The following is a 21,118-nucleotide window of genomic DNA, read 5'->3' as shown; positions in this document are numbered from 1 at the left end:
CCTCGAAAAAGAAATAACCCGTCAACAGCAAAGAACATGCAAGAAAAAATGCCAGATATACTGGACTCTATACGCGCGGCATAAAAAATAACGAGATGTTCCACAGTTTCATGACAAAACGAGTCTGACATCCCACGAATGCGGGCGCAAGTCCCCAGAACAGGGGACAGGACGGCACGCACAGGCCAGACTCCCGGCTCTGGCAGCGATAAAACTGCATTTATGAAAGATCGTTTTATTATCTTTATTTTTTTCAAGAACTTTTATTTTTCCCCTTTTCCGCGTCGCTGTTGATCTCTATACTCTCCAATACTGTGTGTGCAAGTCCCCTAAACAGGGGACACGGCGCGCGCACTTCTCAATCTGGACGGACAACCGATCGATGGATCTTGATCTTCTCTCCATTGTTACGCCTTTGAGTGATGCGCCATTCGGCGTCGCAAGCGTGCATGGCACCGAGGAGCTGAGCCGTCCTTTCACGTACCAGGTCCATCTTCATTCCGGGGCGGAGCGTCTCGACGCTGACCAGCTTCTGGACCAGTCGGTCAGCATTCAGGTCGCGCGCCCTCGCGGTGGTGGGGCGCCTGCGCGCTATATCAACGGTATTGTCTCATCCGTCGTGCAGGATCCCATGCAGGGCGATACTCTGTGGTCCTACAGGCTGACCGTCGTGCCGCGCCTGTGGTTTCTGGGCCAGACGAACGACTGCCGCTTCTATCAGCAGATGTCTGTGCCCCAAATCGCCTTGCAAATTCTATCGGATTTCGGAATCACCTGTGACAGCCGCCTCACGCTCGACTATGCAGCGCGGGACTACATTGTCCAGTTCAACGAATCCTATTTGAATTTCCTGCACAGAATTCTGCAGGATTGCGGAATTTTCTATTTCTTCATTCATGATGAATATGGCCATCGCCTGATTCTGGCCGATGCCAACACCGCTTTTCCCGCCATGGACCCGCATGCCTTGCCGCTGGATCAGGTTACCCCCGGCCTGGGCGTAATCCAGGACTGGGACCGGGCGGACCAGACCGTTACGGGGCGGGTCGGTGCCGCGGATTACGATCCTGCAACCGACACCGCCTCGGTCGGCACCTTGCAGGCGGACGAATCCACCTTGCTGAAGGCGTCGGGGGCTGAAAGCCGCGTGCATTACCTCTGGCCCGCAACGCGCGACACACGCGGCGGCGTTGCCGGTGTGGTCAAGACGCGGATGCAGGCGGCCGAAGCGGTTGCCGAACTTTACGAAGGCAGCGGACAGGCGCCGGCTTTTTTCGCGGGGGGCAGGTTCATTCTGCAACGCGACCCGTTCGCGGGCGGCGGCAGCACGGAATACGTCGTCCGGACCCTGAGCTACGACGTATCCAACGGCCAGCAGGGCGGTGCTGTCGGCATGAGCCTGACGGCCTTCCGCACCGCTGTGGCCTATCGCCCGGATCATGACTGTTCCCCCCCCGTCATGGCCGGGCTGTATAGTGCGCTGGTGATCGGGCCGCAGGGCGAGGAAGTGCATACCGACGACCTGGGCCGGATCAAGGTGCAGTTCCCGTCCGATCATATGCGCGACATCGCGGCGGACAAGACGCTATGGGTGCGTGTCATGCACCCCTGGGCTGGCAATGGGTGGGGGATGCAGCACATCCCGCGGGTAGGGACCGAGGTGGCGATCGCGTTCCTTGAAGGGGACGTGAACCGGCCCGTGGCTGTCGGGGGCCTTTACAATGCCCGCAATGCCCCGATCTTTCCCGCGGCGGAAAAAACCCGCAGCGGATGGCGTTCGCGCTCGATGGATGGCGGGCGGGCGAATTTCAGCGAATTCTCGGTCGATGACGCCAGGGGGCGGGAGGAAATCCTGCTGCATGCCGAGCGCGACCTTGTCGTGGAAGTGGAAAACGACCGCTCCGTCACCGTCACGCATGATGAGACTGTGCAGATCGACGGCAGCAAGACGGATACGGTCCGCGGCGATCACGCCACCACCGTATCGCAGGGCAATCTGTCGGTCGATGTCAGCGCCGGCAGCATGGACTGCAAGGCCGCGCAGTCCATCACCCTGCAAGTGGGGGACAGTGCGGTCGTGATCGACCCTTCGGGCATCACGCTCAGTATCGGGGCAAGCAAAATGCAGCTGACGGCTGCGGGAATTACCGTCGAATCCGCTCAGGTGAGCATTTCCGGGCAGGCGCTCCTGCAACTGTCCGGCGGTGTCACCATGATCAATTCATGATGGCGGACCCCAGCGTAATGCCGCCCCGCACACCAAGCAAACTGGCCGGAGCGAATCTGCCCGATGTGCTGGAACTGAGCGGCATGGCAGACGAAATCGCGGCCAGCGCCATTCGCGCCGATACGCTCGAACAGGTGCTTTCGGCATTGGTCGCATCGGGCCGGGCGGCGGAGGCCGCGCGTTTGCTGGCTTATGCCCTGCCCCGGCGCGAAGCTGTGTGGTGGGCCTGCATGTGCGCGCGGCATAGCGCACCTGCCACGCTGCCCGAGGCCACGCTGGCCGCCCGCAGCCTGACTGAAAACTGGGTGCGTCAACCCGATGAGGATACGGGCCGCCAGGCCATGGAGGCAGCCCGCAAAGCCGGTCTGCAAAGCCCGGAATCCTGGGCAGCACTGGCCGCGTTCTGGAGCGGTGCATCCATCACCCCGCCGCGCACCCCACCTGTGCCCCCCGCCGCCCATCTGGCGGGAACGGCCGTGGCCAGCGCCGTAGCCCTGGCGGCAGTCCGGGGCAATGCCGAGAAGCGCGACACACGTCTGACATTCTTCCTTCGTTCCGCACAGGATATCGCAACAGGTGGCGCCGGTCGCCTACCGATGGAGACCGCATGACCCTGACACTGACCGTACTGCGCTGCCCCGATGCCGTGTACCCAGAAACACGGCACGTAACCGGTGGTGAACTGCGCATCGGGCGTGGGCCCGACAATGACTGGGTTCTGGCCGACCCCGAACGGCATCTGTCCAAACGGCACTGTATTATCGCCTTTCATCAGGGCGGCTGGGCGGTGGCCGATATCAGCACCAACGGCACCTTCGTCAATGACGGCGCTGCCCCCCTCGGCCACGGCACGATCCGCGAGTTGCGCACTGGTGACCGTATCCGTATCGGCACCTACGAGATCGAAGCCCAGATCGCCCCTGCCGCCTACGCGCCCGCAGGGCAGGAAGACTATCCTGCCCCGCCGCTCGGTCTGACGCCCGGTGGAAACGGCCCCTCCCCGCTGGACGATCCGTTCACCGATGCGCTGTTCGGCACCCCGTCATCCGCCCCCGGTGAGCCCGCGCGGGACAGTGCCTTTATAGAGCAGGCGTTCGGGAATGCCGATCCGCTGTTCGGTGCGCCCCCGCAGCCCGCCCCTGTCATCCTGCCGGACGATTTCAGCCCTCCGACATCCTCGCCCGACTTCATCGAACCAGCCGCCATTGCCGATCACATACCCGCCTTTGGGGATGCGTTCGCACCCCCGCCCGCCCGCATATTGCTGCCCGATGATGACGACTGGGATCTCTCGCCCATTGCGCCACCTCCTGCCCCATCGGCCACGCCTGCGCCAGCACCAGACACGCCGGATGGCACAGCTTCGCCCCAGGATACGAACAACGATGATTTTGCCATCGACGATCCGGTCGGTTTCAGTCAGGGGGCTGCGCAGGGCAACCCCTTTGTCGAACCGGCGGATAGGGCTGACAGGCCCGTGGCCCCGGTTGCACCTGCGACAGCCCCCCACGCTGCGGTAACGGCCGGGGGTGATCTGATGAGCGCCTTTCTGGCAGGGGCCGGATTAAGCGACATGCCCGCCCCTGCCGACCCACAAGCCCTTATGGGCGAGATCGGTGCGACCTTTCGCGCCATGGTGTCCGGCCTGCGGCAGGCCCTGATCGCGCGCGCGACCATCAAGGGCGAATTCCGTATCGAACAGACCATGATCCGCGCACGGGGCAACAACCCGCTGAAATTTTCCGCCCATGATGACGATGCCCTGTGCGCGCTGCTGGGGCTGGGCCGCCGGGTGGACATGCGCCCGGACGTGGCGGTGGGCGATACGCTGCGCGATATGCGCCTGCACGAACTGGCGACGATGGCGGCCATGCAGGACGGGGTCCGCGCCGTGATGGCCCGCCTGGACCCCGCGCGCCTGCGGGCCAGCGCGGACGAGGCAGGTGGCATGGCCCTGCTGCCAGCGCAGAAAAAGGCCCGTGCCTTCGACAGTTTCGAGAAAGAATACAGAACGGTCACGAACGGGCTGGCCGATAATTTCGACGCCGTGTTCGGACAGGCCTTCGCCCGCGCCTACGAAACAGCGCTTCAGGACATCCAGGATCGGGGAACGCCATGAAAGACGAACAGACAGGGCAGTCCTGCCAGATGGAGCACACGCAATCATGAGCTGGACCAATCGTGTGATCTGGCAGGAAGGCATGTTCATCCGCTCCCAGCATTTCCAGCAGCAGGATCGCTGGCTGGAAGCCGGGCTACGCGCCAGACTGGCCGGATTACAGCCCCATGGCTGGGGCCTGACACAGATGACGACGGACCAGGACCTTCTGGGAACGGGCCGTTTCGCATTATCGGCCGCGGCAGGCGTGTTCGAGGACGGAACGACCTTTTCCCTGCCGGGTGACGCCGATCATCCGCCACCGCTGGACGTGCCCGATACCGCACGCGGCGTGCTGGTTCATCTGGCCCTGCCCGTGCGACAGCCCGGTGCGGTGGAAATTTCCGCGTCTGCCGATCCGGGGGCCGAAGGACGCTACAGCCCGGGCGTGTTCGAAGCCTATGACACGCATTCCGCCTCCCCCCAGCCTGCGGATATTCTGGTGGGGCGGCTGAAGCTGCGCTACCTGCTCGATACGGATGACCGCTCGGGTTATCTGTGCATTCCCCTTGCGCGGATTATCGAAGTTTCCGCCGATCGGCGCGTGACGCTGGACGAACGGTGGATACCCCCTTCATTGCTGTGTCATGTCTCGCGCGCGCTGTCCGGGCTGATCGTGGAACTGGCGGGCATGATCAACCAGCGCGGGGAAGCCCTGGCCACAAGGCTTGCGGCACCCAATACGCGCGGGGTCGCGGAAGTCGCGGATTTCATGCTGCTCCAGGCGCTCAACCGCTGGCAGGGCCTGCTGCAACACTGGAGCGACGCCTTCGCCATTCACCCCGAAACGCTCTATAGCGCCTGTGTGCAGATGGCGGGCGAACTCGCCACCTTTACGGATACGAAACGCAGGCCCGGCGCTTACCCCGGTTATCGGCACGAGGATCTTCAACGCGCGTTCGGCCCCGTTATTGCCGATCTGCGCCGGGCCTTGTCTTCGGTCATGGAAACGAACGCCATCGCCATTCCCCTGCAGGAACGCAGGCATGGCGTGCATGTGGGGCCGATTACCGATCGGACCGTGCTCCAGAACGCCAATTTCGTGCTGAGCGTGCAGGCCGACGTGCCCACCGAAACCCTGCGCAGGCTTTTCCCCGCCCAGGTCAAGATCGGGGCTGTGGAACAGATCCGCGAACTGGTGAACGTTGCCCTGCCCGGTATTGCCATCCGGCCGCTGCCCGTCGCACCGCGCCAGATCCCTTTTCATGCCGGGGCAACCTATTTCGAACTCGATCGCAACAGTCCGCACTGGCAGCAGATGCGCAACTCGGGCGGTTTCGCGATCCATGTCTCGGGCGATTTTCCCGGCCTGCGCATGGATCTGTGGGCGATCCGGGGATGACATGGCACGGCCATAGGGCGGGAGAACACCATGAGCAGCGATAATCCATTTGCCGAACCCGATGATTCGGACCGGACAATCATCCGCCCCATGCCGGGCGGGCGTAAGCCGGGCACACCCCCGCCCGCAGCGCCTGCGTTTGGCGGTGGAGCCCCGTTCAGCCAGCCGTTCGAGGCAAGTGCGTCCGAGGCGACGGCGTTTGTGCCCCCGGCCGATGCGCCACCCGGACCGCGCACCGTCGAAGCCGCGCAGACGATCGAGATGGGGGGCGGCCCGCTGCTATCGGCCGCGGGGCCGCTGTTGCAGCTTTTGGGTCGGCTACGCCAGTTGCGCACCCCGCCCAACCAGACGGAACTGCGCGAACGCACGGTTCGCGCACTCCGCGCGTTCGAGGAAAAAGCGCGCCTGGGCGATATTCCAATGGAGCAGCTTAGGCCCGCGCATTACGCCCTGTGCGCCAGCCTGGACGATGTCATACTGGCCACGCCATGGGGCAGCCAGGGAATATGGGCCCAGCATTCGCTGGTTTCGACCTTTCATCAGGAAGTGCGCTCGGGCGAGCGGTTTTTCGATGTGCTGCAACAGATCAGGCAGAACCCGGGCCGCTTCCTGCCCGTGCTGGAACTGATGTATTTCTGCCTTTCACTGGGGTATATGGGCCGCTACCGCCTGACCCCGCGCGGCATGTCCGAAATCGACAGGCTGCGTGAAGAGACATACGAAATCATCCGCCGCCAGAAACCCCGGGGCGATGCCGCCTTGTCCCCCCATTGGCAGGGGGTGAACGCGCCTTTTAGGGGCCGGGGGCGTGGTATTCCCCTGTGGACCGTTGGCGTGCTGGCCGCCGGTGTGCTGGGCCTTGTTTTCGCGCAATCGCTTTTTTCGCTCAGCAGCCGCTCCGATACGACATTTTCAGCCGCCCTCTCGGCCCCGCCGGCGGCCATGCCGCAAATCCTGCGTGACCAGCCAGCCACCCCACCTGCGGTAGCCCCCGCTGCCGGGCCGACGATCCTGCAACGCCTGTCCACATTCCTGCAGCCCGAAATTGCGGCAGGCCAGGTCAGTGTTCTGGGCACGCCGCGCCAGCCCATGGTGCGGATCAACAACCTGGGGCTGTTCGCCTCGGGCTCGGCCGCCGTCGAAACAGGCGCTTTGCCGCTGCTGCACAAGATCGGCACGGCCCTGGCGTCGGAAACCGGGCAGGTCAGCGTGACCGGCTATACGGACAACCAGCCGATCCACACCCTTCGTTTTCCGTCCAATTTCGAACTCTCGCGCGCACGGGCGCAGGCAGCGGGGGCCGTGCTGGGCGAGACGATCGGTGATGCCAGCCGGGTCGTGACCAACGGCATGGGCGCCGCCGATCCGGTTGCCGACAACGCCACCCCGGCAGGGCGCGGCCAGAACCGGCGTATCGAAATTGTCCTAGACCACCCTTTGGGAAACTGAGCGAGACATGAGCAAGATTGTCGCCATCCTGACCGCGCGCTGGTTTCTCAGCGGCGTCGCGACCGCCGTACTGGGCACGCTGCTCTGGTTCTTCGGCCCGTTCCTGTCCGTGCTGGCCCCGATCTGGCCCCGTCTTGCGGGCGTGGTGCTGCTGCTCGGCCTTTGGGCGGGTATCAACCTGGCCATCGACTGGCGCCGGCGGATGCGCGATGCCGCCCTGGCCCAGGGTGTCGCACATGGCGGCACCCCTGACAGTGCCACGGACCAAGCCGCAGCGAATGAAGCCGCAGTCCTGGCCGAGCGGCTGAAAAGCGCTCTGGCCGTGCTGCGCAAGGCCCGGGGCCGGGGCAGTTATCTTTACGAACAGCCCTGGTACGTCATTATCGGCCCACCGGGTTCGGGGAAGACAACGGCCCTGCTGAATGCCGGACTGACCTTTCCGTTGAACGAGAGCGCCATCGCCGGGGTGGGTGGAACCCGCCTGTGCGACTGGTGGTTCGCCGATCAGGCGGTGCTGATCGACACGGCCGGTCGTTATACGACGCAGGATACGGGCAATGGCACCGACCGTGCCGGGTGGGACACGTTTCTCGACCTGCTGCGCAATACCCGCAAGCGGCAGGCGCTCAACGGTGTGATGGTCGCGTTCTCGCTGGCCGATCTGGCTGGCATGACGGCATCGGAACGCAGTGCGCATGCCCAGGCCATACGCCGCCGTATCCGGGAAATGACAGAACGGCTGGGCCTGAAACTTCCGGTCTACATGCTGCTGACGAAAGCCGACCTGCTGGCCGGATTCAGCGAGTTCTACGACGACCTGGACGAGGAACGCCGCGCCCAGGTCTGGGGCATGACCTTCGACCCCGCCGCCACCAACCCGATTGGAACGCTGGACAGCGAATTCTCGCTCCTGTGCCAGCGGCTGGATGACCGGCTGATCGATCTGCTGCAACGCGAACGCAGCCCCGACAAGCGCGTGCAGATTGCTGCCTTCCCCTCGCAGTTCGCAAGCCTGCATGCGCCACTGACAGGTTTTCTGACCGAGGCCTTCGGTGCGTCACTTCTCGATCCCGCACCGTTCCTGCGCGGGGTCTATTTCACATCCGGCACACAGGAAGGCACGCCGTTCGATCGTCTGACCGGTGCCCTGGCCCGGTCTTATGGTATCGATCAGGCGCGCGCGTCTTCCCTGCGCCCCGTCAAGGGCCGCAGTTACTTCCTGCGGCGTCTGTTATGCGATGTCATGTTCGGCGAGGCCATGCTGGCCAGCATGTCTCCCGCCCGCAGGCGGCGGCGGATGGTGCTGCTTGGCGGCGGATACGCTGCCGTGGCGGCGGCCTTCATGCTGATCCTGGTGGGGCTGCTGATAAGCCGCGCGCGCAATGCCGATGCGATCGAGCGCAGCAATACCGCCTTGCGCGCCTATGAACGCGTGGCGGGCGGCCTGCCGCTGGACCCGGTGCGCGATACCGATGTCATGGCTGTTCTGCCGCTGCTGGACGCGGCACGGGCCCTCCCCTTCGGGCCGGACGACCGGGTGACGGGTCTTGCCGGCATGGGGCTGAGCCAGGCCGGGAAACTGGCGGCGGGGGCGCAGGCAACCTACGTGCACGCCCTTGACCACGCGTTGCTGCCCCGCATCGTCCTGCAACTGGAGGCGGAAATGCGGGGCAGCTTCGACAGGCCGGAATTCCTCTATCAGGTGACACGGGTGTATCTGATGCTCGGCGGTCAGGGACCGATGGATCGCACGCTGGTCAAGACCTGGATGAAACTGGACTGGGAACGCCTTTATCCCGGACCGGCCCGCGCCCGGCAACGCGCCGACCTGCAACGTCACCTGGACGCGCTGCTGGCCTCCTCCCTGCCTCCGGTGCCGTTGGACGGCACGCTGGTCGATGCGGCGCGCACGACCTTCGCCCATGTTTCCCCGGCTCAACGGATCTATTCGCGCATCCGCGATTCAGCGCCTGCCACCCTGCCGCCCTGGGTTCCCGCGCAGGAAATGGGGGCTGCGGGTGTGCCCCTTTTCAGCCGTGCGTCCGGCAGACCGCTGACTGAGGGTATTCCCGGTTTCTATACGCTCAAGGGGTTCCGCACCGTCATGCTGCCGGCCTTGGCGCATGTCACGCGCGATGTCACCGATGAAAGCTGGGTGCTGGGCCCGCAAATGACAGCCGATGCCGCAAGCCCCGAAGTTGCCGGGCTGGAGAGCAATGTGCTGGCACTGTATTCCAAGGATTACGAAGCGCATTGGGACGCCATGCTGGCTGACCTGAACCTCAAACCCGCAACAAATGCAGCACAGGCTGCACAGAACCTGTATGTCCTGTCATCACCCCAGTCGCCCATGGCCCGGCTGCTGAACAGCGCAATCACCCAGATGCAGCTTTCCGCCCAGCCGACAGCCCCATCCGCCGGGCCGGTTCAGGCCATCGCCCAGGCCGGTGCCGCCGTCGCAAATGCGAACTCGGCCGAAGCGGCCCTGAAAGGGCTTATGGCCCCCACGGGTGCCGACAGCGAAGCGGCCTTGCCCGGCAGCGATGTGGCCACCTATTACGCCCCGCTTATGACCTATGTCGGCACGGGGACTGGCGCACCGCTGTCCCTGACCCTGAACCTTATTACCAACCTGCATCAGCAGATGGCCGCCCTGATGGCGCCTTCCGGGGGCGCAGGTTCGTCCCTCCAGGGTGGGGATGCGGCGTCCCTGCTGGCGGGGGAAGCCGCAACAGCGCCCGCGCCCGTCAACCGGTGGCTGAGCAGCCTGACCCGCAACGTCAACGACCTGCGTGGCGGCAGTGCCGCCCGGGCGGCGGGTACCGCCTTCAACGGGGCGGGTGGGCCCGCGCAATTATGCCAGCAGGCGGTGGCGGGGCGTTATCCGTTCACTGCGTCTTCAAGCGCCGATATTCCGCTGGGGGACTTCGCGCGTCTGTTCGCACCCAATGGCCAGTTGGACAGTTTCTTCAGCCAGCAGGTTCAGCCGTTTATCGACATGTCGCAATCCGTCTGGCGGGTGCAGGCGGTCAACGGCGTGGCCCCCCCTATCGGCCAGGGGGCGCTGGCGGCCTTTCAACGCGCCCAGACCATCAAGCAGGCGTTCTTTGCCTCGGGCATGCAGCCAGCCGTGCAGTTCACGCTTACGCCACTCTCCCTGAGTGCCGATGCAACGCAGGCCGTGTTGCAACTGGGTGGGCTGAGCGTGACCTACGCACAGGGCCCGCAAATGGCCACCACGGTTTCCTGGCCCGGCAATGACGGCATGCAGACAGCGCGGCTGACACTGACATTGGCGGGGGGGGGCGCGCCCCTTCAACTGACGGCAACGGGGCCGTGGGCTCTGTTCCACCTGTTTGGCCAGGGCCGCATGACCCCGGCAGGCGGGCCCGATCGCTATACGCTGAGTTTCGATATCGGGGGCCATACCGTCAGCTATACGCTGGGTGCCACCTCGGTTCTGAACCCGTTTGTGCCCGGGCTTCTATCCTCCTTTCATTGTCCCGCATTATGATGGCGCATAGTGCAATGCCGTATCATCCGCCTTCGGCCGGGTTCTTCGGCAAAATTCCCTCCCAGGCCGATTTTGTGCGCGACGGGCTTTGTGAAGCCACCGTCGCGGCCCTGGACCTGTGGTGCCGCGAAAGCCTGTTGAGCGTTGCCCGGACACTTGGCCCGGACTGGCGCGACGCCTGGATGGTTGCCCCTGTCTGGCACTTCATGCTGCCGGTCGGTGCCTGTGGCCCCCAGGCGCTGCTGGGTGTGTGGATGCCCAGCATGGACCGGGTGGGACGGTGCTACCCGTTCATCGCCTGTGCCCACGCACCCGGTCCTGCCGCCCTGCTGGACGGCGCCGTATGGCTGGACCGCGTTGGTGAGGCGGCGATCCGCTGCGTGGTCGAGGACGCACCCACGGCCACGCTGCGCCGGGTTCTCGATGAACCGGCAACGCCCCGCCACGTTGCCGACACACCGGGCTGGTGGACCGATGGCGGGCCGCGGCACAGCCCCGCCCGGCTTGCTCTTGCCTGCCTGCCACCTGCCGCAATGGCGGCGGGCATGGTCCGCGATAATGAGTCATCCTGTATTCCCACAGACTATGTTCCCACAGAGGTCAGATGATACGTTCATGGGCAAAGACGGACCCCGGCCCCAAACGCCGGCATAATGAAGACCGTCTCCTGAACCGCCCCGATATCGGTTTATGGGCCGTGGCGGACGGTGCGGGTGGGCATCAGGCGGGCGATGTCGCCGCCACGATGGTGATCGAAGCACTGGACGCTCTGCCCTCCCTGCCCATGGCGGCGGACATGCTTGGTGCGATCCGCCAGGCCGTGACCGGGGCCGACGCCCGTATACGGCGGGAGGCCGCGCGCCGGGGCAGCAATGTTGTGATCGCCACCACCCTGGTCTGTCTTGTGATCAGGAACGGCTATTTCGCCTGCCTGTGGGCGGGTGATTCCCGTGCCTATCTCTATCGCGACGGCATGTTGAGCCAGATCACCCAGGACCACAGCCTGGTGCAGGAACTGGTGGATGCGGGGCAGATCAGGCCGGAAAATGCCGAATCCCACCCCCATGCCAACATCATCACCCGCGCGATCGGCGCGGGGGAGGAAGACCTTGTGCTGGACAAGGTCATAGGCAAGCTCCATCCGGGTGACAGTTTCCTGCTTTGCAGTGACGGGATCACCAAAACCCTGAACGCTGCCGAACTCAGCGCCTCGCTATCTGTCTTGCCGGACCTGGACCCCACAACCATGCTGATCAGCGCGGCCCTGGCGCACAAGGCGACCGATAACGTGACCGCGGTGGTCATTACCTGCGACCGGACCGACAGCCCCCTGTGACTGGCAGGGGCGTTCCTGGCTGGGGCGTTCACCGGGCGACTCCCGCATTGGTGCTGCCATGCCGGGGCAATGTCGGCCAGGGCGGGGCCTGGGCAGGGCCTGGCTTCGGGGAACCGGGGCGGGGGCAAGAGGTGTGTTTATTGTCCCCAATTCTGGGGACACGGGGTCATTTTTCAATCGAAAGAATGTGATATTTGGAGAAAAAACCGGTCTAAAGCTTTCATTTAACGTCACATTCGTGGCCATGATGCGATCATGGAAAAACCCGATTCCCTGCGTATCGCCATATTAGAGGACGACGTGACCTTTCACGACGCCATGGCGAGGGCGATTGCCGCCCAGCCGGACATGGCGCTCCATGCCGCGGCCACCAGCCGGGCGGCCGGGCTGGCCATGCTGGACGGGCCTGCTGCTGACGTGCTGCTGGCCGATATCGGCCTGCCCGACGGGTCCGGGCTCGACGTGGTGCGTGCCGCCGTCGAACGCTGGCCGGACTGTGCCGTGCTGGTGAACACGACATTCGGGGATGAAACCGATGTCATGACCGCCATTGCCTCGGGCGCTGTAGGCTACCTGCTCAAGGACAGCGATGACAGCCAGCGCATTGCGGATATCCGCAGCGTCCATCAAGGCGGCAGCCCGATCAGCCCCATGATCGCGCGCCGGATCCTCTCACGCTTTCGCACGCAACTGCCCCAACCTGCCGAACGCGAGCCTTCACCCTTGTCCGGGCGGGAACATGAAGTGCTGCAAAAAATTTCCCAGGGCTTTACGTCATCCGAAATCGCGGGCGAATTGCAGATATCGGCCCATACCGTGCAGACCCATATCCGGCGGATCTATCGCAAGCTTGCCGTGACATCGCGGATGGAAGCCGTCACCCTGGGCCGCCGCCATGGATGGCTCAATGACTGAAAATGCGGCCACAACCATCCTGTTTGACGACAGCGCCAGATACGACACACCCCGCCCGCATTCGCCCCAGGGGCGCCGCATGTTTCTGCTCGGCACGGGTACAGTGGCCGTGGGGCTTATCGTGCTGCTGCTGGTCCGCATGCTCCATGGCCCTGTTTTCGGGGGCTCCCCGGTCCTGTGGACCCAGTTTTTTCCCGCTGCCGAGTTCCTGAGGCAGGAGACCGTCACCGACCTGAACGCCCCGCAGGCCGATGAGATCGCAGCAGACGGCCCGCAGGGTGACTGGCGGCTGGCGACCCTCCCCTACACAGGTGTGCCGCGCACGAATGTCATTCCATCGGCAAGCCATGGCCATGCCATGACAAGCTGGTACCGCTTCAAGGTAGCGCCCCCCGCCACACTGGGGAAGATGAGCAACGATATCAGCTTCTACCTGCCGCGGTGGAAAACGGAGGGAAGACTGGCCGTATACCAGAACGGTCATCTGGTCTGGCGATCCCATGGCGATATCATCTGGAACAGTTTTAACCGCCCGGTGCTGATCGACCTGCCCATTGCCGGTCCATCGGTCATTTTGCTGCGCATGGACACGCTACCGGGGCTGGGGGGCGCCATCACCCCGGCCTGGGTTGGCCAGCATGACGCATTGTTCTGGCGATACCGCATTCGTATCGCGCTGCAATGTATCGTGCCGGGGGTGTTTGCGGTCGTGCTGCTGTCCATGGCCGTTGTTCTGTTCTTCGTGGCCCTGGCCCGGCCCGACAGCGATCTTTATCTGCTCTTCGTTTTTGCGGCCGTGCTTTATACGACACGGATCCTGCATTTTCTGGGCCCGCTCGATCCGAGCATCATCTCGCCCGTCTGGTTCGGCTGGGCCACCGTCAATTCCATGTGCTGGCTGATCGTCGTGGGCTGGCTGTTCTGCTGCGGCCTGGCCGAGGTGGAGTTCCGCTGGCTGAAGCGCCTGCTGGTCTGGGGCATGATCGCATGCACGGTTGCAACGTCGCCCCTGTTCCTTTCTTCCGCCACGATCTCCGCACTCGCACTCTGTGCCTATATTTTCTGCTTCACGCTTTCGACGCCGACCATGCCTCTGCTGATGGCCGCCATGTGGCGACGGCGTTCGGGCTCGGGCATGCTCCTGCTGTTCTGGAACATGCTGATGTTCCCCATTGCGGTGCATGACATGCTGATGGCCAATTACTATGTCAGCATCGGGCATATCTACCTGCTTCCCTATATCACCCCCGACCTGTTCCTGAGCTGTCTGTATATTCTGTGCCGACGTTACATCAACGCATTGGGCCTTGCCGAACGCAGCAACCAGATTCTGGAAACACGCCTGCACGCGCAGGAAGTAACCCTGCGCGACACATACGAACGCCTGCACCAGATCGAACAGCGCGAATTGCTGGTAGCCGAACGGCAGCGCCTGATGCGCGACATGCATGACGGCCTGGGCTCGACCCTGACCGGGGCGATCCATATGGCCGACCACGCCGCATCGCACGAGGTGCTGGCGCAGACCCTGAAAGACTGCCTGTTCGACCTGAAACTGACTGTTGATTCGCTTGAACCGGTAGACGCCGACCTGCTGATGCTGCTGGCCAACCTGCGCTTTCGCCTGACCCCACGCCTGCGCGCGCAGGGTGTCATGCTGGAATGGGCCGTGACCCCCCTGCCGCCGTTGCAGTGGCTGACACCGTCATCCGCCCTGCATATCCTGCGTATTCTCCAGGAAGTCATTACCAATATTCTCAAGCATGCCCAGGCCAGCCATATCCGCCTGTCGACCGAGACCGAACCCCCGGGCATTCTTGTGCGGGTGGAAGATAACGGGCTGGGCTTTTGCCCCGATCAGCGCACGAATGAAGGACGCGGGCTCCACAACATATGCTGGCGTGCCAATGCCCTGGCCGGGCGGGTCGACTGGCGGCTTGGCAACCCGGGAACGAACTTCATGCTCTGGCTGCCGATAGAACAGCCCGCCACCCGGGCTCAGCCGGGATCGCCATAAGTTCGGGAACGGCAGCAGCCCCCCGCCTGTTCGACCCGGCGCAGGTTTACGGGGTGGTGGTAACTTCTCCGCGCTGCACGCGGCCGATCGCAACCGCCGCGCCCCACAGGGCCAGAAAAGCCAGCACGATGGCGGCTCCGAGGGCCGTAAAATGGTCATTGGCCGCCATTATTCCGCGCATGAGCAGGCCGTTGCCGCCATCTGCCCCACCTATTCCTTGCGCCAGTTCGATCGTGCCAACTGTGCCTGCGGCCCCGAGCGAGACAAGGGTCACGGCCAGGTCGTAGCCCCGGTACCGATCGCCCCTGCGCATGCCCCAGCCATAGGCACGGCACATCAGCACGGTATCCAGCGTATCGACCAACGCCATGCCCATCGTGAACAGCAATGGAAGGGCCATGACACCCAGTAGGCCAACCCCCTGATTGGCCTGGGCCGTTGCCATTCCCAGCAGGCCGATCTCGCTTGCGGTATCGAAGCCGAGACCGAACAGGAAACCGAGCGGATACATATGCCAGCTTCGCCCGATCAGGCGGAAAACCGGCCGCAGCAGCCAGGTTGCCGGCGTGCCGGTGGCGGGCAATGAAGCGCCGCCACGGTGCAGGGCCCGCCATTGCCCCACGGCCATGCGGGCATTGGCAATAACCGCCACGCCCATGAACATGGCTGAAACAGCCGTGCCAAAAGCCCCGCCAAGCAGGTGCCATCGCTCCAGCCAGCCATGCGCGGGCAACCCCACCAGCACGAATGTGGCAAGGATCACGACGCTGGAATGACCCAGCGAAAAGAACAGCCCGACCAGTGACGGCGTGCGACCGGACTGCACAAGCCTGCGGGTGACTGTATCGATCGCCACGATATGATCTGCATCCAGCCCGTGGCGCAGGCCGAATGTCCATGCAAGGCCTGCCGCCCCCAGCAGCAGGGGCGTTGTACCCAGCAAGCTTATGGCCCCTGCCCAGGCCAGCAGGTTGGCCAGCAGCATTGCGTACAAGACGCCAGCCGGTCGCCCTATTCCCCGCGGGCCCGTCAGCCCCCTCGCGTGCCTTGCCATTTCAGTGCCTTCATGCCGGTTACGCGGGGCGATACTTTACAACCCACCCTGTTCGATAATGAAAGCGGCAATCGCATCCACCCCCTGCCCGGCCCGGACATTGGCGAACACGAAAGGCCGTTCGGCACGCATGCGTTTGCTGTCACGCTCCATGACCCCCAGATCGGCCCCAACATGGGGTGCCAGGTCGATCTTGTTGATAACCAGCAGGTCGCTGCGCGTAATGCCCGGGCCGCCCTTGCGGGGTATCTTGTCGCCGGCCGAAACATCGATGACATAAATGGTCAGGTCGGCCAGTTCAGGGCTGAAGGTCGCGGCAAGGTTGTCGCCCCCGCTTTCCACCAGCACCAGATCCAGCCCGGCAAAACGCTCCGTCAGTTCCGCAATGCCCGCAAGGTTGATGCTGGCGTCTTCTCGGATCGCCGTATGCGGGCAGCCGCCGGTTTCGATACCCATGATCCGCTCGGGTGGGAGGGACCCCGCACGGGTCAGGAATTCCGCATCTTCACGCGTGTAGATATCATTGGTGATGGCGGCGATATTGTAGTCGTCGCGAAAGCGGCGGCACAGCGCGTCCATCAAGGCTGTCTTGCCCGTGCCAACCGGGCCGCCAATCCCTACGCGCAGCGGGCCGTGCTTTGCCTTTGTCATGTCCTGAACAACCTCGTTTCCTGAGTTTCGTGATACATGGCCGCAAGGTCGGAGCCGAAACACGCCCCGCCCACATCTTCCAGCGTCTGGTCCTGTGCGTGGCGCGCCGCCGCCGCCAGCGCAGGTTCAAGCCGGGCGAGCGCATGCAGCCCGTCCGTCTGCCCCAGCGGTACCAGTCTGACAGCGGCCGAGACAAGGGCCGCCATCGCCGCATAGCCGCCCGACAGCACGGCCTGCCTGCATGCGACACCGCCCCGGCGGAACACAAGCCCCTGGGCTACCGGCAGGGGCCAGCGCTGCCCGGCCAGAACCGTGCTGGGCGGTGTGACATTCCATACGCCAGCAGCGCGCAGGAAGGCTTCGCCCTGGTAGGTCGTTTCCTCATACCGCTCGCGCGAGGTAGCTGTGGCGCAGGCGAACTGCGCAATATCGCGCAGGCGGTCATCGTCTTCCCCCGCCACCCAGGCCGCGTGCAGGATGACAAGGTCGTTGCCCAGGCTGCCATGCTGCAACAGGGCGTAGGTCCATGCGCACAAGGTCTGCACATCGCACACATCCCCACGCTCCACGGCCCATTCCAGCCCATGGCTGTAGGCATACCCGCCCGTGGGGAAGGCGGGAGACACCCATGACAGAAGCCGCAGAAAATCCTGCCCTGCCAGTGCCTGTCCAGCCGGTACTTCTCCCGCCCCTGCCTGCTCAGCCATGCGAATGGGTGTGGCCACTGCCATGGTCGTGCTTGTGGTCGTGCGGGTGGGCATGCGCATGGCCATGTTCATGCGTGCCGGCCCGCCCCGCATAGGCCCCGCTTTCGGGGTCGAAGGCCGCCTGCACATGGCGGATCTGGCCGCCCAGCCCTTCGATCATGTCCGCAATCACATGGTCGTGCCGCACAAAGATGCGGTGTTCCGCGATGGCGGCGGGCAGATGCCGGTTGCCCAGATGCCATGCCAGCCGCAGCAGATGCAGCGGATCCTGCGCACTGACTTCCATCAGCGCTTCGGGGATGGCCTCTACCCGGACAATACGGCCATCTTCAAGCCGCAGCCCGTCGCCATCGTGCAGCAGGCGGGCGTGTTCGAGGTCGAGCAATACTTTAGCGCCGGAGCGTAAAGGCAGCATCATGCGCCTGCGGTGGCGGCCTTCGTAATCGGCGGCGAATACATCCGCAGCATCCGCTTCGGTCCAGCTTCCTGCTGGCAGGATTTCGATTACACGGGTCATCAGAACAGGAAATACCTTTGGGCCATGGGCAGGATCTCGGCGGGTTCGCATGTCAGCAGCACGCCATCGGCGCGGACTTCATAGGTTTCGGGGTCCACCTCGATCTGCGGCATGGCGTCGTTGTGGATCATGCTGGACTTGCCAATGCCGCCACGCGTATCGGACACGGCGGAAAGACGTTTGTGCAGGCCCAGCTTGCGGCCGATATCGTCCTCAAGCGCTGCCTTTGATACGAATGTCAGGCTCGTATGCGTCAACGCCCCGCCGTAGCCACCGAACATCATGCGCCCGTGTACGGGTTGCGGCGTGGGGATGGAGGCATTGGGATCACCCATCATGGCATAGGCGATGGCCCCACCCTTGATGACCAGATCGGGCTTGACGCCAAAAAAGGCGGGGTCCCACAGAACAAGATCGGCCAGCCTGCCCACGGCGATGGACCCGACCTCGTGCGAGAGACCATGGGCTATGGCCGGGTTGATGGTATATTTCGCGATATAGCGCTTGACGCGGTTGTTATCCGCAGCACCGTCCCCCGGCAATGCACCGCGCTGGAGCTTCATCTTGTGGGCCGTCTGCCATGTGCGCAGGGGCACTTCGCCCACCCGCCCCATGGCCTGGCTGTCCGAAGACATCATGGACAGCACGCCCATGTCATGAAAAATATCCTCGGCCGCTATGGTCTCCCGCCGGATACGGCTTTCGGCAAAGGCGATATCCTCGGGCACCCTTGGGTCAAGGTGATGGCAGACCATGAGCATATCCAGATGCTCGTCAAGCGTATTGCGCGTAAAGGGCCGCGTGGGGTTGGTGGAAGATGGCAGCACGTTGGGCAGGCCCGCCACGCGGATGATATCGGGCGCATGTCCCCCGCCCGCCCCTTCCGTATGAAAGGCATGGATGGTCCGCCCCCGGAAGGCCGCGATCGTATCTTCCACAAACCCGCTTTCGTTCAGCGTGTCGGTATGGATCATGACCTGCACGTCCATCCTGTCGGCAACGCCCAGGCAGCAGTCGATGGCCGCAGGGGTTGAGCCCCAGTCCTCGTGCAGTTTCAGGCAGCACGCGCCTGCGCGCACCATTTCCTCCAGCCCTTCGGGGCGGGACGCATTGCCTTTGCCCGCGAAAGCCAGGTTGACCGGGAAGGCATCCGCCGCCTGCAACATGCGGGCCAGATGCCACGGCCCGGGCGTGCAGGTGGTGGCGGCGGTGCCCGTGGCAGGCCCCGTGCCACCGCCCAACATGGTGGTGATGCCCGATGCCAGGGCTTCCTCTATCTGCTGGGGGCAGATGAAATGGATATGGCTGTCAATGCCGCCAGCGGTCAGTATCTTGCCTTCGGCGGCGATAATTTCCGTGCCCGGTCCGATTATAATGTCCACGCCAGGCTGGATATCGGGATTGCCCGCCTTGCCTATTCCCGCGATCCGCCCATCGCGCAGGGCCACATCCGCCTTGACGATCCCCCAATGGTCGATGATCAGCGCATTGGTAATGACGGTATCCGCAGCCCCTTCCGCCCGCGTGACCTGGGACTGCCCCATGCCATCGCGAATGGTCTTGCCACCGCCAAAACGCACTTCCTCGCCATAGGTGGTAAAGTCCTTTTCCACCTGCACCAGCAGGTTCGTATCGGCCAGGCGCACCCGATCCCCCGTGGTGGGGCCGAACTGGCCAGCGTAATCATGCCGTGTCAGACGGGTCATTGATCCACCTTCCCCATCACGTCGCCCCGAAAGCCGATCACACGCCGCAGTCCGCGCAGGGGCACCAAGGTCACGTCCCGCTCCTGCCCCGGTTCGAAACGCACAGCACCGCCCGATGGCACGTCCAGCCGCCAGCCCAGGGCCTGCGACCGGTCGAAATGCAGGGCGGGATTGGCCTCGGCAAAGTGGTAGTGGCTGCCAACCTGCACCGGACGATCGCCCGTATTGGTGACACGCAGCACGCGGCGGGGCTGGCCTTCATTCAGGGTAATATCGCCACTGGCAGGCAGGGTTTCCCCGGGTATGGCCCCTTCGGGCAAGGGATCAGCGTATCGGGTCATGAACGGTCACCAGTTTTGTCCCATCGGGAAAAGTTGCCTCCACCTGCACATCGTGGATCATCTCGGCAACGCCGGGCATGACCTGCGCGCGGGTCAGCACATGGCCGCCGCTGGCCATCAGCTCGGCCACGCTCAACCCGTCGCGCGCACCTTCCACCACGTGGTCTGTAATCAGGGCGACGGCTTCAGGGTAGTTCAGGCGCACGCCACGTTCCAGCCTGCGCCGCGCCACCATGGCCGCCATGGAAATGAGCAGCTTGTCTTTTTCCCGCGGTGTCAACTTCATGTCTTATCGATCCGTTCCCATGTGCCTTTACCCGTCATGACCGCCATGTGGAAGGCAGGGGCCGGCCGTTCCGCAACACGGGCAGGATATGCCGCAACGCGACTTCCAGAGGCCAGCCGCCCTGCGCCATTCCCCTGACCACCAGCATGCCATTCCAGGCGGAAGCCGCAAACCCCACGCATTCGGGTTCCGTCAACCGGGCGCGCAGGGCCGGCAAAAGATCCATGGCCTGCGGGCTGACCAGCACCAGTGTCGCCACCGCCCCTTGCCCGCCCGCAATCGCAGGCTGCGCCAGCAGGCTCGCCACATCCGCGCTTTCCAGCCGCAGCATGTCTTCAAGCAGCAGTCTGCCATCACGCCGGATGGACAGGCGGTCACGCACGGCCAGGTCAGACAAATGCTCGCCCGAGCCCCTGCGCCCGAATATCCGGCTTTCTACAAACAGGAAGGTGGAGGATGCGGCCATGTCCACCTGCATGTGGCGATGCAGGCGGCTGCCATCGAAAAAGATCGTGCCATGCGGCAGCCATTCAAGCCGGGCCTGCGCCCCGACATGGCACGACACCGCCATCTGCGCTGCCGTATCCCCCGCGCGGGCACGATAGATCCGTTCAGCGGCCTGGGATGTCACCACAAGGTCTGTTCCCTCACCGCAGGCAAGGCGGCCTTCAATATGGTCTCCCGCCGCAATTCCGCCCGATATATTGACTGTCGCCGCTTCCAGCCCCTGCCCCGCTACGCGCGGAAAAAGCAGGCGACAACAGCCCCCCTGTACCAGATCGGCCATGCGGGTCCGTGGCCCGAAAGCCCTGACCTCCAACCCGAATTGACCTCTTGCACGCTGGAGAGGTGTCGTCACAAAGTTCATATCCGTCCTGCCGCGATCAGGCCGATCTTA

General features: G+C 64.0%; 18 protein-coding genes. 10 read left to right on the top strand and 8 right to left on the bottom strand.

Annotated elements, in window-relative coordinates:
• The first annotated feature begins 382 nt into the window (after nucleotides 1-382).
• The 10 genes from J2D77_RS15265 to J2D77_RS15220 all read left to right on the top strand — a co-directional run bounded on the left by J2D77_RS15265 (nucleotide 383) and on the right by J2D77_RS15220 (nucleotide 14,958).
• The gene (locus tag J2D77_RS15265) at nucleotides 383-2,227 is read left to right on the top strand and encodes a type VI secretion system Vgr family protein (RefSeq protein WP_207847255.1); all 1,845 of its coding nucleotides are present in this window, start codon (nucleotides 383-385) and stop codon (nucleotides 2,225-2,227) included.
• A complete protein-coding gene (locus tag J2D77_RS15260) occupies nucleotides 2,224-2,838 on the top strand; it encodes a DUF6931 family protein (RefSeq protein WP_230975863.1) in 615 nt (204 codons plus the stop codon). Before J2D77_RS15265 ends, J2D77_RS15260 begins: the two co-directional genes overlap by 4 nt.
• On the top strand, nucleotides 2,835-4,346 hold the full coding sequence (gene tagH, locus J2D77_RS15255) for a type VI secretion system-associated FHA domain protein TagH (RefSeq protein ID WP_207847254.1): 1,512 nt from the start codon (nucleotides 2,835-2,837) through the stop codon (nucleotides 4,344-4,346). Before J2D77_RS15260 ends, tagH begins: the two co-directional genes overlap by 4 nt.
• 46 nt (nucleotides 4,347-4,392) lie before the next feature.
• The gene (tssK, locus tag J2D77_RS15250) at nucleotides 4,393-5,727 is read left to right on the top strand and encodes a type VI secretion system baseplate subunit TssK (RefSeq protein ID WP_207847253.1); all 1,335 of its coding nucleotides are present in this window, start codon (nucleotides 4,393-4,395) and stop codon (nucleotides 5,725-5,727) included.
• A 30-nt stretch (nucleotides 5,728-5,757) separates the two neighbouring features.
• Nucleotides 5,758-7,176, top strand: coding sequence for a type IVB secretion system protein IcmH/DotU (icmH, locus tag J2D77_RS15245; RefSeq protein ID WP_207847252.1), 1,419 nt, complete (start codon nucleotides 5,758-5,760; stop codon nucleotides 7,174-7,176).
• A gap of 7 nt (nucleotides 7,177-7,183) precedes the next feature.
• Nucleotides 7,184-10,690, top strand: coding sequence for a type VI secretion system membrane subunit TssM (tssM, locus tag J2D77_RS15240; protein WP_207847250.1), 3,507 nt, complete (start codon nucleotides 7,184-7,186; stop codon nucleotides 10,688-10,690).
• A 14-nt stretch (nucleotides 10,691-10,704) separates the two neighbouring features.
• The gene (gene tagF, locus J2D77_RS15235) at nucleotides 10,705-11,298 is read left to right on the top strand and encodes a type VI secretion system-associated protein TagF (RefSeq protein WP_207847248.1); all 594 of its coding nucleotides are present in this window, start codon (nucleotides 10,705-10,707) and stop codon (nucleotides 11,296-11,298) included.
• Nucleotides 11,295-12,026 (top strand): PP2C family protein-serine/threonine phosphatase, encoded by a 732-nt coding sequence (locus tag J2D77_RS15230; RefSeq protein WP_207847246.1) that lies wholly within the window; start codon nucleotides 11,295-11,297, stop codon nucleotides 12,024-12,026. The genes tagF and J2D77_RS15230 overlap by 4 nt, the downstream gene beginning before the upstream one ends.
• Before the next feature lie 255 nt (nucleotides 12,027-12,281).
• Nucleotides 12,282-12,941, top strand: coding sequence for a LuxR C-terminal-related transcriptional regulator (locus J2D77_RS15225; protein ID WP_207847244.1), 660 nt, complete (start codon nucleotides 12,282-12,284; stop codon nucleotides 12,939-12,941).
• Complete coding sequence (locus J2D77_RS15220; RefSeq protein WP_207847242.1) at nucleotides 12,934-14,958, top strand: sensor histidine kinase; 2,025 nt, start codon at nucleotides 12,934-12,936, stop codon at nucleotides 14,956-14,958. The genes J2D77_RS15225 and J2D77_RS15220 overlap by 8 nt, the downstream gene beginning before the upstream one ends.
• Before the next feature lie 46 nt (nucleotides 14,959-15,004).
• Here the strand turns inward: J2D77_RS15220 and J2D77_RS15215 are convergent, their stop codons facing one another.
• From J2D77_RS15215 to J2D77_RS15180, 8 genes are all read right to left on the bottom strand, one after another.
• A complete protein-coding gene (locus J2D77_RS15215; protein ID WP_207847240.1) occupies nucleotides 15,005-15,943 on the bottom strand; it encodes a HoxN/HupN/NixA family nickel/cobalt transporter in 939 nt (312 codons plus the stop codon).
• A gap of 105 nt (nucleotides 15,944-16,048) precedes the next feature.
• Nucleotides 16,049-16,663 carry an urease accessory protein UreG gene (gene ureG, locus J2D77_RS15210; RefSeq protein ID WP_207847238.1) on the bottom strand — a complete coding sequence of 205 codons (615 nt, stop codon included), beginning with the start codon at nucleotides 16,661-16,663 and terminating at the stop codon, nucleotides 16,049-16,051.
• Nucleotides 16,660-17,325 carry an urease accessory protein UreF gene (locus tag J2D77_RS15205; protein WP_207847286.1) on the bottom strand — a complete coding sequence of 222 codons (666 nt, stop codon included), beginning with the start codon at nucleotides 17,323-17,325 and terminating at the stop codon, nucleotides 16,660-16,662. The genes ureG and J2D77_RS15205 overlap by 4 nt, the downstream gene beginning before the upstream one ends.
• A 37-nt stretch (nucleotides 17,326-17,362) precedes the next feature.
• Complete coding sequence (locus J2D77_RS15200; protein ID WP_207847237.1) at nucleotides 17,363-17,887, bottom strand: urease accessory protein UreE; 525 nt, start codon at nucleotides 17,885-17,887, stop codon at nucleotides 17,363-17,365.
• On the bottom strand, nucleotides 17,887-19,593 hold the full coding sequence (ureC, locus tag J2D77_RS15195; protein ID WP_207847236.1) for an urease subunit alpha: 1,707 nt from the start codon (nucleotides 19,591-19,593) through the stop codon (nucleotides 17,887-17,889). The genes J2D77_RS15200 and ureC overlap by 1 nt, the downstream gene beginning before the upstream one ends.
• Nucleotides 19,590-19,934: an urease subunit beta gene (locus J2D77_RS15190; protein WP_207847235.1), complete on the bottom strand. Its 345-nt coding sequence runs from the start codon at nucleotides 19,932-19,934 to the stop codon at nucleotides 19,590-19,592. Before J2D77_RS15190 ends, ureC begins: the two co-directional genes overlap by 4 nt.
• On the bottom strand, nucleotides 19,918-20,220 hold the full coding sequence (locus J2D77_RS15185; protein ID WP_207847234.1) for an urease subunit gamma: 303 nt from the start codon (nucleotides 20,218-20,220) through the stop codon (nucleotides 19,918-19,920). Before J2D77_RS15185 ends, J2D77_RS15190 begins: the two co-directional genes overlap by 17 nt.
• Before the next feature lie 34 nt (nucleotides 20,221-20,254).
• A complete protein-coding gene (locus J2D77_RS15180) occupies nucleotides 20,255-21,007 on the bottom strand; it encodes an urease accessory protein UreD (RefSeq protein WP_230975862.1) in 753 nt (250 codons plus the stop codon).
• Between the last annotated feature and the right edge of the window lie 111 nt (nucleotides 21,008-21,118).

It is taken from the genome of Acetobacter garciniae (assembly GCF_017377735.1).
In the GTDB taxonomy this organism is placed as follows: domain Bacteria; phylum Pseudomonadota; class Alphaproteobacteria; order Acetobacterales; family Acetobacteraceae; genus Acetobacter; species Acetobacter garciniae.
Note: the sequence above shows the minus strand (reverse complement) of the source record. Positions and strands in the feature narration are given on the sequence as shown.

What these genes read in the sequence shown, in the direction of transcription:
- J2D77_RS15265 (WP_207847255.1), top strand. Translation starts at nt 383, where the DNA reads ATGGATCTTGATCTTCTCTCCATTGTTACGCCTTTGAGTGATGCGCCA.
- ureG (WP_207847238.1), bottom strand. Translation starts at nt 16,663, where the DNA reads ATGACAAAGGCAAAGCACGGCCCGCTGCGCGTAGGGATTGGCGGCCCG.
- tssM (WP_207847250.1), top strand. Translation starts at nt 7,184, where the DNA reads ATGAGCAAGATTGTCGCCATCCTGACCGCGCGCTGGTTTCTCAGCGGC.
- J2D77_RS15190 (WP_207847235.1), bottom strand. Translation starts at nt 19,934, where the DNA reads ATGACCCGATACGCTGATCCCTTGCCCGAAGGGGCCATACCCGGGGAA.
- ureC (WP_207847236.1), bottom strand. Translation starts at nt 19,593, where the DNA reads ATGACCCGTCTGACACGGCATGATTACGCTGGCCAGTTCGGCCCCACC.
- J2D77_RS15225 (WP_207847244.1), top strand. Translation starts at nt 12,282, where the DNA reads ATGGAAAAACCCGATTCCCTGCGTATCGCCATATTAGAGGACGACGTG.
- tssK (WP_207847253.1), top strand. Translation starts at nt 4,393, where the DNA reads ATGAGCTGGACCAATCGTGTGATCTGGCAGGAAGGCATGTTCATCCGC.
- J2D77_RS15260 (WP_230975863.1), top strand. Translation starts at nt 2,224, where the DNA reads ATGATGGCGGACCCCAGCGTAATGCCGCCCCGCACACCAAGCAAACTG.
- J2D77_RS15185 (WP_207847234.1), bottom strand. Translation starts at nt 20,220, where the DNA reads ATGAAGTTGACACCGCGGGAAAAAGACAAGCTGCTCATTTCCATGGCG.
- icmH (WP_207847252.1), top strand. Translation starts at nt 5,758, where the DNA reads ATGAGCAGCGATAATCCATTTGCCGAACCCGATGATTCGGACCGGACA.
- J2D77_RS15220 (WP_207847242.1), top strand. Translation starts at nt 12,934, where the DNA reads ATGACTGAAAATGCGGCCACAACCATCCTGTTTGACGACAGCGCCAGA.
- J2D77_RS15200 (WP_207847237.1), bottom strand. Translation starts at nt 17,887, where the DNA reads ATGACCCGTGTAATCGAAATCCTGCCAGCAGGAAGCTGGACCGAAGCG.
- J2D77_RS15230 (WP_207847246.1), top strand. Translation starts at nt 11,295, where the DNA reads ATGATACGTTCATGGGCAAAGACGGACCCCGGCCCCAAACGCCGGCAT.
- J2D77_RS15215 (WP_207847240.1), bottom strand. Translation starts at nt 15,943, where the DNA reads ATGCTGCTGGCCAACCTGCTGGCCTGGGCAGGGGCCATAAGCTTGCTG.
- J2D77_RS15180 (WP_230975862.1), bottom strand. Translation starts at nt 21,007, where the DNA reads ATGGCCGATCTGGTACAGGGGGGCTGTTGTCGCCTGCTTTTTCCGCGC.
- tagF (WP_207847248.1), top strand. Translation starts at nt 10,705, where the DNA reads ATGCCGTATCATCCGCCTTCGGCCGGGTTCTTCGGCAAAATTCCCTCC.
- tagH (WP_207847254.1), top strand. Translation starts at nt 2,835, where the DNA reads ATGACCCTGACACTGACCGTACTGCGCTGCCCCGATGCCGTGTACCCA.